The sequence below is a fragment of the Microbulbifer harenosus genome (genome assembly GCF_005771435.1).
GTDB lineage: Bacteria > Pseudomonadota > Gammaproteobacteria > Pseudomonadales > Cellvibrionaceae > Microbulbifer > Microbulbifer harenosus.
Genome location: NZ_VANI01000013.1, coordinates 140,905 through 154,833, shown reverse-complemented (window position 1 = coordinate 154,833; position 13,929 = coordinate 140,905). Strand labels below are relative to the sequence as shown.

General features: G+C 58.5%; 11 protein-coding genes. 10 read left to right on the top strand and 1 reads right to left on the bottom strand.

All coding sequences use genetic code 11. The features are described 5' to 3' along the window. The first annotated feature begins 654 nt into the window (after positions 1-654). The 6 genes from FDY93_RS13050 (at position 655) to FDY93_RS13020 (ending at position 7,826) form a co-directional block, all read left to right on the top strand. Positions 655-1,134, top strand: a complete 480-nt coding sequence (locus tag FDY93_RS13050) for a glutathione peroxidase (protein ID WP_138236198.1) — start codon at positions 655-657, stop codon at positions 1,132-1,134. 556 nt (positions 1,135-1,690) lie between these two features. Further along, on the top strand, positions 1,691-3,226 hold the full coding sequence (locus tag FDY93_RS13045; protein ID WP_138236197.1) for a 2-isopropylmalate synthase: 1,536 nt from the start codon (positions 1,691-1,693) through the stop codon (positions 3,224-3,226). A gap of 19 nt (positions 3,227-3,245) precedes the next feature. Then, positions 3,246-4,016: a uracil-DNA glycosylase family protein gene (locus FDY93_RS13040; RefSeq protein WP_138236196.1), complete on the top strand. Its 771-nt coding sequence runs from the start codon at positions 3,246-3,248 to the stop codon at positions 4,014-4,016. 53 nt (positions 4,017-4,069) lie between these two features. Further along, positions 4,070-4,561 (top strand): ribosomal protein S18-alanine N-acetyltransferase, encoded by a 492-nt coding sequence (gene rimI / locus FDY93_RS13035; protein ID WP_166219987.1) that lies wholly within the window; start codon positions 4,070-4,072, stop codon positions 4,559-4,561. Positions 4,562-5,368: 807 nt separating this feature from the next. Beyond that, positions 5,369-6,739 carry an MATE family efflux transporter gene (locus FDY93_RS13025; RefSeq protein WP_138236193.1) on the top strand — a complete coding sequence of 457 codons (1,371 nt, stop codon included), beginning with the start codon at positions 5,369-5,371 and terminating at the stop codon, positions 6,737-6,739. Between the two features lie 16 nt (positions 6,740-6,755). Further along, complete coding sequence (locus FDY93_RS13020) at positions 6,756-7,826, top strand: alpha/beta fold hydrolase (protein ID WP_166219989.1); 1,071 nt, start codon at positions 6,756-6,758, stop codon at positions 7,824-7,826. Between the two features lie 57 nt (positions 7,827-7,883). Here the strand turns inward: FDY93_RS13020 and FDY93_RS13015 are convergent, their stop codons facing one another. After that, positions 7,884-9,674, bottom strand: a complete 1,791-nt coding sequence (locus FDY93_RS13015; protein WP_138236191.1) for an aminopeptidase P family protein — start codon at positions 9,672-9,674, stop codon at positions 7,884-7,886. A gap of 129 nt (positions 9,675-9,803) precedes the next feature. Here FDY93_RS13015 and FDY93_RS13010 point away from each other — a divergent pair, with 129 nt between their 5' ends. Genes FDY93_RS13010 through FDY93_RS12995 form a run of 4 tightly spaced genes read left to right on the top strand, consistent with a single transcriptional unit; the run spans position 9,804 to position 13,856 of the window. Beyond that, entirely contained in the window at positions 9,804-11,387 is a 1,584-nt protein-coding gene (locus FDY93_RS13010) for a peptide chain release factor 3 (protein WP_138236190.1), read from the top strand. A gap of 24 nt (positions 11,388-11,411) precedes the next feature. Continuing rightward, complete coding sequence (locus FDY93_RS13005; RefSeq protein WP_246068574.1) at positions 11,412-12,038, top strand: 1-acyl-sn-glycerol-3-phosphate acyltransferase; 627 nt, start codon at positions 11,412-11,414, stop codon at positions 12,036-12,038. Positions 12,039-12,062: 24 nt separating this feature from the next. After that, complete coding sequence (locus FDY93_RS13000; RefSeq protein WP_138236189.1) at positions 12,063-12,410, top strand: hypothetical protein; 348 nt, start codon at positions 12,063-12,065, stop codon at positions 12,408-12,410. Positions 12,411-12,449: 39 nt separating this feature from the next. Next, positions 12,450-13,856, top strand: coding sequence for a M20/M25/M40 family metallo-hydrolase (locus tag FDY93_RS12995; protein WP_138236188.1), 1,407 nt, complete (start codon positions 12,450-12,452; stop codon positions 13,854-13,856). Positions 13,857-13,929: the final 73 nt, after the last annotated feature.

Below are 13,929 nucleotides of genomic sequence, written 5' to 3'. Positions count from 1 at the left end.
CGATGGTAGTGTGGGGTTTCCCCATGTGAGAGTAGGTCATCGTCAGGCTTCTAAATAAAAGAAAGGGCCACCCAAACGGGTGGCCCTTTTTTTATTTTGGATACGATGAACTCCTCCCACGACCTCGCAGCGCACCGCGCTGCCATATGAAAGGTCGTGCGCGACCCCGGCAGCACCAAAGGTGCGGGCTTGGGGCGCCCGCAGGGCGTCGCACCGCGATGGCGAGCACCGCTCGCCACCCACTGTAGGTCATCGCTCTCCCCGCCAGCACAGGCCCGGATCAAAACCCAAAACTGATCAGCGACGACAGCACACAAACACCTACTTCCCCCGAATCAAAACGCCATCACCCCGCACGCCCCCAGGTCACCCCGAAAACCACCCAACTCCACCACCGACGCTTTTTTAAACGCCTCCCCAACCCCAGCAACCACGGGCTTCAGCCTCAATATCCCAAACTTATCCCCAGCTCTGTCCAGTGTTTCTGTGAGTAAAGCACCTGTGCATAACCCAAAAAACTCCAAGAAAAACAATCCACAAAACTAGAGCGGCCAGTCGCAAACGGGCTTCCGGTGAGGAGGTGCCCAAATGAAATTTGCCATTCGGACGGAGCACCAGTAGCGTTTAGCCCTTCCTGAAAAAAGAGATTTCGAAATGTCCGATCTTTATTCGATTCCCTTCCTTACCAGCGATGGAGAGCAGACCAGCCTGGAAGAACACAGAGGCAAGGTATTGCTGATCGTGAATACGGCGAGCAAGTGCGGGTTTACTCCCCAGTACCAAGGGCTGGAAGACCTGTATCGTGAGTACCGTGAAAAAGGGCTGGTGGTGCTTGCTTTCCCCTGCAACCAGTTTGGTCAGCAGGAGCCGGGAAGCGACAGCGAAATCCAGGAGTTCTGCTCCATCAACTATGGCGTCAGTTTTCCGGTATATGCCAAGGTGAATGTGAATGGTGGAGATGCCCATCCATTGTTTTCCTCGCTGAAGAAGTCGGCGCCGGGAATCCTTGGGACTGAGGGTGTCAAATGGAACTTCACCAAGTTCCTAGTGAGCCGGGATGGCAAAGTGGTTGGACGCTATGCGCCAAAAGACAAGCCTGAGTCACTGGCAGCCGATATAGAAAAACTGCTTTGAACCAACTTCAGGTCCGAAGGGGGGGCTAACAGGTACCACTGCGGATCCGGTTGTGTTGGGATAATCGTTTCCCGATTTATGTCATTGTGTTGATGTTTTTGCGAGTTTGTCTGATTTTAAGGCTTTAAATAGGATGGATATTGATGTCTTGGCGGGGCAGGCTTATAGTCGCACATGTGATGCCCGGTCAAGACTTCCTGGCAATCGCAGAAGCCTCAAAAGGGTTTCGAGGTATCGTTTTCAATCAACCAGATTATTGAAGCTGCAGACATGTTTCCCACTATCCAAGACGGTTCGATAGTGCCGGTCGGAAGGCGAGTCGTCTTCTGTTTATCAGGCGTTCCAGGTTCATCCATTTCTCACTGCACCGGATTCTCTCCCGCCGCTGCGACCTTTGCCGCCTCCCCGCTACTAGCTGGCCCGCTACGACTGCCGCGCTGCGGCATATAATTTTACCCCCGTATCTCTCGACAGAATTCCGTACTTAATTTGAGCAGTGCGTAGACAGCGGCATCCCTGCTGTTTAGCCTCGGGCCAGACTAGGAGAAGAGTCCCGATGAACACTAAGAAAGATAAATTAGTCATTTTTGATACCACCTTGCGCGATGGCGAACAGAGCCCGGGCGCATCAATGACCAAGGAAGAAAAAGTCCGTATTGCCACCATGCTTGAGCGCATGAAAGTGGATGTGATCGAAGCGGGCTTTGCAATCGCCAGTCAGGGCGACTTTGAAGCGGTGCAGGCAGTGGCGGAGACAATCAAAGACTCTACGGTCTGCAGTCTTGCCCGGGCTGTGGGGCCGGATATCATCCGCGCCGGTGAAGCACTGAAGAAAGCCAACTCTGCGCGCATTCATACCTTCATTGCCACGTCCCCGATCCACATGAAATACAAGCTGCAGATGGAGCCGGAAGACGTATTGCGTCAGGCTGTGGAAGCCGTGAAGACGGCGCGCCAGTTTACCGATGATGTGGAATTCTCACTGGAAGATGGCAGTCGCTCCGAACCAGAATTCATGTACCGCATCATCGAAGCGGTAATCAAAGCTGGTGCCGGTACCATCAATATCCCGGATACTGTGGGCTACGGTGAACCCGGCGAGTACGGCGCTATGTTCAAGCGGGTCATCGAAAATGTACCCAATTCCGATCTGGCGATTTTCTCCACTCACTGTCACAACGACCTGGGCTTGGCGGTTGCCAACTCTCTCTCCGCCGTGATGAATGGCGTGCGCCAGGTGGAGTGCACGATCAATGGTTTGGGTGAACGCGCGGGTAATGCCTCACTCGAAGAGATTGTGATGGCGGTGCGCACCCGGCAGGATCTCTATCCGGTGGAAACTGGAATTGATACCACCCATATCGTGCCCACTTCACGGCTGGTGTCTTCGATCACCGGCTTTCCCGTGCAACCCAATAAGGCGATTGTGGGCGCTAACGCGTTTGCACACGAATCTGGCATTCACCAGGACGGTGTGCTCAAACACCGCGAGACTTACGAGATCATGCGCGCGGAAGATGTGGGTTGGGGGCAGAACCGTCTGGTATTGGGCAAGCATTCCGGCCGCGCGGCAGTAAAGGCGCGTTATGAAGAACTTGGTGTAACCTTTGCCGATCCGGCAGAGTTCAACGTACTGTTCCAACGCTTTAAGGATCTCGCCGACAAGAAACACGAGATTTTCGACGAGGATCTGCAGTCACTGATCTCCGGTGCTGCAGAGCCGGTGGAACACTACCAGCTGGCGGATCTCGAGGTGCGCAGCAAGAGCGGCAGCAACCCACAGGCTCGCCTTGAGCTGGTGATCGACGGTGAGCGCACTCAGTGTAGCTCTGAGGGCAGTGGTCCGGTGGATGCCACGTTCAAAGCAATCGAGTCGGTGGTGGGCAGTAATGCGGATCTCAAGCTCTACTCGGTAAACGCGGTCACCCAGGGTACCGACTCCCAGGGCAGTGTGACTGTACGCCTTGAGCGCGACGGCAAGCTGGTTAATGGCGTGGGTGCGGATACCGATATTCTGGTGGCATCCGCAAAAGCCTATCTGGATGCTTTAAACTTGCTCGCCAGTAAAAGTAGCAAGCCGAAAGGCGTTTGATCGGAAAACGGGGCCAGATGTGAACGAACTGCAGCGGACGGAATACCTGGCGGCACTGGGCATAACCAGCTATATGCCGCGTTTCCATCTGCCACTGGCCCCGGTGGCGATTCAGGCGGAATTGCCGCCGGCAATTGAGGACACTCCGGAAGCAGCCCCGGTTGCCGCGGTCATGGCCGCGGTCGGCGCTGAACCTGCTCCTGTCGATGAAACTCGGCCCTCCCCGCGCCCGGAGTCCGCGCCTGAAATCAGCCGGGTAATCGGCAGTATCACCACCGAGACCCGTACGACGCGTGCGGAGGTAAACCCGGAACCGATTGCCCCTGCGCAGCAGATCAATCCCTTTGTATTGAGCTGCTGGTGGCTTGGCGATGAGCTGCTGGCGGTGGACAGCCGTGAACCGGGCAGCGCACTGCCGGTAGAGTCTCTGTTCGGGAATATGGCCCGGGCGCTTGGCTGGCACCAGCTGACTACCGGGCGCGACAAACTAAAGTGGCCGCTGGCGGAAAACCCATTTGCTGCCGCGGCCGGCGCCGCGGATGCCCGCGATACCTGCAGCAGTTGGCTGGAAGCGGCGGTCGCGCGCCGGCCGGTGAAGTCCATCTGGTTGATGGGGCAACAGGCGCGCGATTACTGCGCGCCGGTGATACTCGAAGATGCCGTTGCGGACTGGAACGGTGTACGCCTGATCGCCATGCCGAGTCTTTCTGAACTGCTGAGCGAGCCACTGCGCAAGCGCGAAGTTTGGCAGTTACTGCAAACACTCTACCCCGAACAGACCCGGCGATAAGGCTGGCCAGCCTGGCTTTGCCGGACCTGGATGCCAAACATGGACATCGTGCGTTGAAGACCCCTCCTCACAAACATTCTCCGAATTCCGAACTCGCAGCCGGACTGACGCTGGAAAAAGCAGGGCTACCGGATTGTGACGCGTTGGCGCAACTGGCGCGGAGCGCCCACAGCCATCCCTGGAATGCCGGCCAGTATCGCGACAGCCTTGAATCCGGGCATACATGTTGGATTTTTCGCACCGACCAGCACGCGATTGTCGCCTGCTGTGTGATCAGTCGGCTGTTCGATGAAGTGGAAGTTCTCGATGTGGCCGTGGCACCAGAGTGGCGCCGCTTGGGTGTTGGCGCGAGCCTGCTGCAACAGATTTTTTCTGCTCTGCCGGAAGATGTGGCGCGGGTGCTGCTGGAAGTGCGCGCATCCAATCGCGCCGGCCGCGCTTTGTATCACAAGCTTGGTTTTTCCGAAGATGGCCGCCGCAAAAATTATTACCCCAAAGCGGATGGCACTCGGGAAGATGCATTGCTGATGAGCCTTTATCTTTAATTTATTCAAAAAGACGGCTTCACGCCTATAGAGTCCTGACTCTCATTATTTCTGGCTCGCTTGGTCGCTGCGACAATATGTCGCAACTACGCGAGTCGCCGTATCTTTATACTGCAAAACTTCTATGGACATGCAACGGATATCGTTGCGATAACAATAAATCCAAGGAGTTTCTCGATGCCCGTTTCCCCCAGCCATGCTGCCAGAGAAAAACACCCACTTACGCTGCATGGCGGTGTCGTTGCGTTGAGTCTATTCGCGCTCGCCTGTATGCCCGCCGAGGCCGCTGATGAGGTGCTGGAAACCATTGAGGTCATTGGTACCAGCCAGAGCCTGCAAAAGGATTCGGCGGAAGTGACACTTACTCCAGGGGGCGTAAACCTAGTCGACATGAACAAAGCGCGGAAAAGAAACATGGTGAAAGTGAGGTGGAGACACGGTTCTATCTCACCGCCGTGAACAATGACCAGGAGCTGGCCGGTGCGCTGTCCCGTGCGCATATCGCCGGTGGCCAGCACTAGGCTGGCCCCATTGCGGTGAGCGGGCACTTCCAGCACAACGTTGACGCTGTGCGCGTCGCTAACAAAACATCATGGCAGATCGACGAAACCGCAGCCTGGAGTAGAATGGCAATTCTGATCCCGCTCTCCCGGCCAGCTTGAAACTAACGCTGGCCCATTTCTTTTTTCCTACTATAGGGTTTTCTTTCGTGACACCCATCGAAATCGGACGCCGCAGGCCCTAGAATAACTGTTCAATTTTTGGCGCTCTCGCAGGCGCACCCATCACGGTTGTTCTCGACATTCCATGGCCTCCAGCAAGCACCCCTCATTACTCCACGGTCCTGTCTCCGGTCACCTGCAGCGCCTGGCCCTGCCCATGGTGTGGGGCATTCTCGCCACTATGTCGTTCAACGTGGTGGACACCTACTTTGTCGCGCAGCTTGGAGACGGGCCGCTGGCGGCGATGAGTTTTACTTTTCCGGTGGTGATGGTGATCAACGCACTCGCCATCGGGCTCGGCGCGGGGACGTCCTCCGCAGTGGCACGGGCCTATGGCTCCGGCGACATGGCGCGTGTGAAGCGCCTTGTCAGTGACGCTACGCTGTTGTCGCTGGTTATTGCCATACTGGTCAGCGCGGTGGGGCTGTTGACCATCGAGCCCCTGTTCCGGCTGCTGGGGGCGCAGGAGCAGTTACTGCCGCTGATCGCGGAATACATGGTGACCTGGTATCTGGGGGCATTGTTTGCGGTGGTGCCGATGGTTGCGCTGTCGGCACTGCGCGCCATCGGAGACAGTGCGATTACCGGACGTATTCTGATGGCGGTGGCGCTGTTCAACCTGATTCTCGACCCACTACTGATCTTCGGCCTCTACGGATTTCCGCGGCTGGAGCTGCAGGGGGCGGCGCTGGCGACGGTGATCGCGCGTGGCCTCAGTTTTGCTATTGCACTTTATGTACTGGTGCGTCGGGAGCAGATTTTGGGGTTGCCTAGCTGGCGTTGGCCGCAGCTGAAGGGCTCCTGGCTTGCTCTGCTCGCGGTGGGACTGCCGGCGATGGCCACCAATGTGATCATTCCAATGTCCGGCGGAGTGGTCGTTGCGCTGGTGGCCAGCCACGGTGCCGATGCCGTAGCGGGGCTCGGTGTGGCGCTGCGCATCGAGCCGGTGGCGCTGATCGTATTTTACGCGCTCTCTTCGGTGGTCGGACCATTCATGGGGCAAAACGCGGGGGCAAATCGGCACGATCGCCTGCTGCAAACGGTGTCGGTGCTCGCGCGATTCAGTATTTTTTTCGGCATTGGTGTCGCGCTGGTGCTGTGGCTGGTGGGTGGCAAGGTGGCCGCGCTGTTCAGCGATTCCCCACAGGTGCTGGCGGTGGCGGTGGCCTATCTGAGCCTGGTGCCGTTCAGTTATGCCGGTTACGGGTTTGTGATGTCCGCCAATGCGGCGTTCAACGGCCTCGGCCATCCGCTCCCCGGCACCTTCATTTCTTTCTTACGTGTACTCGGTGTGTATTTGCCACTGGCCTGGCTGGGTAATCATTTTTGGGGAATCCGCGGACTGTTTGTGGCCACACTGATTTCCAATCTGGCGATTGGCGCCTTGGCCTGGTGGTGGCTGCGCCGTTATCTCAGCGTGCACACAGGGGAGCCTGAGCATGTGGTGGCGAAATAACTCCGTGAGGCTGTATATGTTGATGACTGTTGTGCGGCGAATTTTCTGTCGGATTTTCATCGGCTTGATGGCGCTCCAGGCGGTGAGCGCAAATGCGGGGGAAAATCCATTCGATCGCTATCCAATCCATTTCACTACCGTCAATCAAACCGCGATTGCCTATCAGGATATGGGATCACGGGAAGGCGAGCCGGTACTGCTGATCATGGGGCTCGGTGCGCAGATGCTGCATTGGGGCGATACCCTGGTCCAGGGGCTGCTCGATCAGGGTTATCGGGTGGTGGTGTTGGACAACCGCGACGCCGGACTGTCGCAGAAATTTTATCGCCTGTCGGCACCGCCGGTGTGGTGGACGCTGGTGCGGGCCAAAGTCGGTTTTGTCCCCGAGCCAGCCTACCGTCTGGAGGACATGGCGGCGGATGCAGTTGGTGTACTGGATGCGCTTCACATCCGCCACGCGCATATCGTTGGCGCTTCTATGGGCGGCATGATCGCGCAGGTACTGACGGCGGAATACCCGCAACGGGTGCTCACCCTCACTTCGATTATGTCCAGTTCTGGAGCGCCCCATCTCACCGAGTCAAAAGCGGAGGCGATTTCCGCGCTGGCACTGGGGGCCAAGTCCGGCCTAAGCCGTGAGCAGGAGCTGGCCAACCGGGTGACCATCGCGCGCACCATCGGCTCGCCCGAATTTTTCGTCGAGGAAAATGCCCGCCAGTTGGCAGAACGTGTATTGAACCGGGGCAGCTATGGTCCCGGCACTGTGCGACAGTTTCAGGCGATTCTCGCCAGTGGTGACCGTTCGCGCTTGTTGGAAGCCATCGATGTGCCGGCGCTGGTGATTCACGGCGACAGCGACCCGCTGCTGCCGCCGGATCATGGCCGCGATACCGCCGACAAAATTCCAGGCGCACAGTTTGTCGCAATCCCGGGCATGGGGCATGCGCTGGAACCGGAAGTCAGCCGCCGGGTGCTGGCGGCGATGTTGCCGTTTTGGGACGAGAGCCGGAGTCAGACCGGTATGCACGACGAAGAAGCATCGATGCCTGTTAAAGGCGGAATGCATACGCAGGGGGCTTCCGAGTAGGAACGCGCCGTTCGGACGCCACTGCTGATTCGGCGGCGCCCAAACTGGCAACGGAGATTACTGGGCTTTCGACAGCGGTTCCGTCGCTGCAACAAGCCAGTTTCTGGTCTGCTCACTGACCAGCGGCAGCAGGGTCTCGCGCACTGTCGCGTGGTAGCGGTTCAGCCATATCAGTTCGCTGTCGGCAAGCAGTTCCGGATCAACCAACTGGCGTTCGATGGGAGCCATCGTCAGTGCTTCGAACTCCAAAAAACCTGGATACTCCGCGCTCTCCTTCACGAAGACCAGATTTTCGATGCGAATGCCGTACTCGCCGGTGAGGTAGAACCCCGGCTCATTGGAGACGATCATGCCAGCCTCCAACGCCACATTGGTATTTGCCTTGCCGATGCGCTGCGGTCCCTCGTGTACACTCAGAAAACTGCCGACGCCGTGCCCGGTACCGTGCGCGTAGTCGAGCCCAACATCCCACAGAGATTTGCGCGCGAAGGCATCGATTTGTTCGCCGCAGGTGCCTTTGGGGAAACGCAGGCTGGCGATGGCGATATGGCCCTTCAGTACCCGGGTGAAATGTTCCTTCGCCCGCGGTGGTGGCTCGCCCAGTGCCACCGTGCGGGTGACATCGGTAGTGCCGTCGGGATATTGACCGCCGGAGTCGATCAGGTAGATACCTGCGGCGCGCATCGGCAGACTCGACTGCGGGCTTACGCGGTAGTGCACGATGGCACCGTTGCCGCAGTAACCAGAGATGGTATCGAAGCTGTCGTCCGTAAACCCCTCGCGCAGCTCGCGCTTGCTGCGCAGTAATTGCACCGCTTCCAGTTCACCGAAGCTTTTGTCTTGGCGGCCGCCTGCCACCGCCGCCGGCAACTCCGCGAGAAATTCGCACAGCGCGGCACCGTCGCGGATATGTGCGGCGCGGCTGCCTTCCAGTTCCACCGCATTCTTGCGTGCTTTGGCGAGCGTAATGGGATCGCGCTCCAGCAGAATCTTTATTTCGCGGTTGCGCAGTTCATGCAGGGTCCAGCAATTGGTGAGCAGCGGATCGGCCCACACCTTCTGCACGTGCTGGCGCTCAGCCGCCGTGAAGAGTGCCAGTTTGTCGTGCACGATCTCCACATCCCGGCCCAGATGCTGGCGCAGGGCCTCAGTGGTAGCGCTTTCCGCCAGATACAGTACGGCACTGCCATCCTGGTAAAGGAATCCCATAGACAGGGCTACCGGCAAATGGGGAATGTCGCTGCCGCGGATGTTGAACAGCCAGGCGCACACTTCCGGATTGGCGAGCCACAAGGCGTCCTGTTTTTTGGTTGCGAGCTGCTCGGCAATGCGTTGGCGCTTGCTGGCGGAATCTTCGCCGGTAAAGGTCAGTGGGTGTGGGCGCGCTGCGCCGCAGGGTGCGGCGGGGCGGTTATCCCAGATGCGGTCGATAGGGTTGGCATCCAGCGCGTGCAGGTGAATACCGCACTCGTCCAGGCGCTTTTTCAGCGGGGCCAGCCCGGGTTCGGTGTGCAGGCGTGGATCGTAGCCGAGGGTGTCGCCTTCCTTCAGCGCGGCGCACAGCCAGTTGGCAATATCCGCAGGCGCCAGATTCTGTTGTTCGATGGGCTGGCTACCGATCTGCTGAGCGGCTTGCAGGGTATAGCGCCCATCAACGAATAGAGCGGTGCGGTCACCGGCGACGGCGGCGAGGCCGGCGGAGCCGGTAAAGCCGGTGAGCCAGGCGAGGCGCTCGTCGGCCGCCGGCACGTATTCATTCTGGTATTCGTCGCAGCGGGGGATCAGGAAGCCCTGTACCTGTTGTCCAGCGAGGGCATGCTGGAGCGCTGTCAGACGTTCCTGACTCATTATTCACCTCTTGAATAGTGGAGTTTGGCTGTTAGTTTCTCGTCAGATTTTGCAGTTTAACAGGCCCCCGAGCCGTGTGCCGGCGTGTATAATGCGCGCCTGTTTTTTATCCAGCCGTATTTTTGCATTATGGGTCAATCCTCCTCCCTGGCGGGCATCAACGGCCGCCGCACCTTTGCCATCATCTCCCACCCGGACGCCGGTAAAACCACGGTGACCGAAAAACTGCTGTTGTTCGGAAATGCCATCCAGCTGGCGGGCTCGGTAAAGGGCAAGAAGGGGCCGCACGCCCGTTCCGACTGGATGGCGATGGAACAGGAGCGCGGTATTTCCGTGACTTCGTCCGTCATGCAATTCCCCTACAAGGAGCGCGTGGTCAACCTGCTGGACACGCCCGGACACGAGGACTTCTCCGAAGATACCTACCGTGTACTCACCGCCGTGGATTCCGCGCTGATGGTGATTGACGGCGCCAAGGGTGTAGAGGACCGCACCATCAAATTGATGAACGTGTGCCGCCTGCGCACCACGCCGATCCTGTCGTTCATCAACAAGCTGGACCGGGATATCCGCGACCCCATTGAGGTGATGGACGAGATCGAAGAGGTGCTGAACATCAAGGCGGCGCCGATCAACTGGCCGCTGGGTTCCGGCAAGAATTTCAAAGGCGTCTACAACCTCTACACCGACACCATTCATGTGTTCAAGCAGGGGCAGGGCCACACCATCCCCGACGACATCCAGATCCACGGGCTCGATTCCGACGAGGCCACCAGGCTGCTGGGGGAATACGCCGATGATATGCGCGATGAAATCGAACTGGTGCGCGGCGCGACCCACGAATTCGACCTGGAAGAGTACCGTGCGGGCAAGCTGACCCCGGTATTTTTCGGCACCGCGCTCGGTAACTTCGGCGTGCGCGAGATGCTGGACGGTTTCGTGGAATGGGCGCCGGGCCCGCAATCGCGGGAGACCAACGAGCGTACCGTCGCACCGTCGGAAGACAAGTTCAGCGGCTTCGTATTCAAGATTCAGGCGAACATGGACCCGAAGCACCGTGATCGCATCGCGTTTATGCGGGTGTGCTCCGGCACTTACAATCGCGGCATGAAAATGAAGCATGTGCGCATCGGCAAGGATGTGAAAATCGCCGATGCGGTGACCTTCATGGCCGGCGACCGCACCCATGTGGAAGAAGCCATCGCCGGCGATATCATCGGCCTGCACAACCACGGCACTATCCAGATCGGCGATACCTTTACTGAGGGCGAGAACCTCAAGTTCACCGGTATCCCGAACTTCGCCCCGGAGCTGTTCCGCCGCATCCGCCTGAAAGACCCGCTGAAACTGAAACAGTTGCAGAAGGGCCTGCAGCAGCTGTCGGAAGAGGGGTCCACCCAGGTATTCTTCCCGCTCGACAACAACGACATCATCGTCGGCGCGGTGGGGGTGCTGCAGTTTGAAGTGGTAGCCTACCGTCTGAAAGACGAATACAAAGTGGAAGCCATTTACGAAAACGTGAATGTGAACACCGCGCGCTGGGTCGACAGCGACAGTGCCAAGGAACTGGAAGCGTTCAAAAACAAAGCCAGCACCAACCTGGCGCTGGATGGTTCCGGGCACCTCACCTATCTGGCGCCCACGCGGGTGAACCTGCAACTCGCGGAAGAGCGCCACAAGGAAATCCGTTTCTACGCGACCCGTGAACACTAAGTAAAACCTGAAGAGATTGTTGCAGTGACCGCCGAAAAAAACACAACCATCCCCGCGGATCTGCCGGAAGAAATGCCACGCGCGGGCAACTGGTTCACCCAGGGGATAGGCCTGCTGATCGTGAAACTGCTCGGCTGGCGCTTTGACGGCAATTTTCCTCCGGAGAAAAAACTGATGGTGGCGCTGGCTCCGCACACGTCCAACTGGGATTTTGTGGTGGCTATGCCATTCATCATGGCGCTCAAACTCAAGGCCTCCTGGATGATGAAAAAGGAAGCCTTTTTCTTTCCGTTCAAAGGTCTGTTTATGGCGCTGGGCGGCATTCCCACCGACCGCGGCGCGGCGGGAGGGCTGGCCAAGGACATGGCAAGTCAGTTTAAGCAGAATGAAAAAATGTGGGTTGCCATCACTCCGGAAGGCACCCGCAAGAAGGCGCATAAATGGAAGAATGGGTTTCTGCGCATTGCGTACGCCGCGGACGTCCCTGTTCTGTTGGTAGCCTGGGACTTTCCCACCAAGCGTATTTGTGTAGACTCGCTCTATCATCCCACGGGGGAACTCGAAGCGGATATGCAGGAGATCCAGCGGCGTTTCAGCAAATACCGTGGGCGCAATCCGGAAAACCAGACCGACTTTAATCACGCCGCGTAAGCGGAGCGCCGAAGGAGGGCGGTTGTGAATATTCTTATTACACTGTGCCTGTCCTTCGCCATATTTGCCCTCATTATCTGGGGGCTGATGCATATGCGCACACCGCGCTTCCGTATGGAGCGCGCGCAATTCCAGCAGGGCCTTGAGGATGTGATTGCCGGTCAGGCGGACGACAACGAGTGGCGGGTACTGATCAGTTACCCCATGCGCCATGATCCGCCGCTGGAGCAGTTGCGCCTGGCGTGTATAAAAATCGAGGAGGAAGAGTACACAGGTTCACCTCCTTACCTGTTCACCGACGCCGGCTTGCAACAACTGCGTGATGTGCGCGAGCGATTGCTGGCACTGCCGCCGCAAAACGAAGCCGAATAAATTCCATAACAAATCCACAATGCCGCAACTGGAGAAAACATGTTAAAGCCTCTGATGAATTTTTCCGGTGCCCTGGCCGCCGTTCTGCTGGCTGCCAGCACCCAGGCCGTTCCATTGAAGCCGGAAGACATCTCCGTGGCGGAAGTGCTGCGGGATCGTGCGCTGGAATCCTCCGATGCCTACAGCCATGTGGAATCCCTCACGGTGGAGGTGGGTCCGCGTCGCGCTGGCACCAAAGGCGATGAGCGCGCGGTGGCCTGGGCGCAGCAGAAAATGAAAGACCTGGGTTTTGACCGGGTCTACACCGAACAGATCGACGTCAAGCGCTGGGCCCGCGGTCACGCCCACGCGGAAGTGACCGCGCCCTTCCCGCAACCGCTGGTGGTTACTTCTCTCGGTTACGGCGCGTCCACGCCGGAGGGCGGTCTCATTGCGGAAATTGTCGAGTTTGCCGATGTGGAAGCGCTGATGAAGGCGCCGGCGCGCAAGGTGAAGGGCAAGATCGCGTTTATCAACAAGCGCATGGAGCGCGCGCGCACCGGAGAGGGCTACGGCCCGGCCGCGGCTGGCCGCAGCAAAGGCATGCGCGCGGCGGCGGAAAAAGGTGCGGCGGCTTTGCTGTTGCGCTCCGTGGGTACCGACTCCGACCGCTTCGCCCACACCGGTATGATGTCGGTGGACGGCGTGGCAAATCCGGTGCCGGCGCTGGCGCTGTCCGCGCCGGATGCGAACCTGCTGGAAGCCATGCTGAAGCGTGGCAAACCGGTACAGCTAAAACTGAATGTGCACAACGAGGCGCTGGCCGACGGCCCGTCCTTCAATGTGATCGGCGAAGTGGTGGGGCGTGAAAAGCCCGAGGAAGTGGTCATCATCGGCGCGCACCTGGACAGCTGGGACGAAGGCACCGGCGCACTGGACGACGGCGCCGGCGTGGCAATCGTAATGGAAACCGCGCGCCTGATCGCGGAGCTACCGCAGCGTCCGCGCCGCACCCTGCGCGTAGTATTGTTCGGTGCCGAGGAGATCGGTCTTGTTGGCGCGAAACAGTATGTGGAGGCCCACGCTAACGACCTGGAAAAAATCGTGATGGTGTCCGAGTCCGATTTCGGTGCTGGCAAAATCTGGCGTTTCGATACCCGTATTCCCGAGAGCAAGTTCGCCATTGCCGATCAAATGATGCAGTTGTTGGCGCCGCTCGGTATCAAGCGCGGCGACAACAAAGCCTCCGGCGGCCCGGACGGCAGCGTGTTTGTGGCGCAGGGGGTACCGGCGATGACTCTGTACCAGGACGGTACCGATTACTTCGATTACCACCACACACCCAATGACACCCTGGACAAGGTGGACCCGGAAAACCTCAAACAGAATGTGGCGGCCTGGGTGGTGATGTCGTTCCTGGCGGCGGAAATGGAAGGCGATCTCGGTCGTGTGCCATCTGAGCACTGATCCGCATCTGAAATGAACTACACAAAACCCTGCATTTCGCGGGGTTTTTTATTACCCGCGGGTCAATTGACAT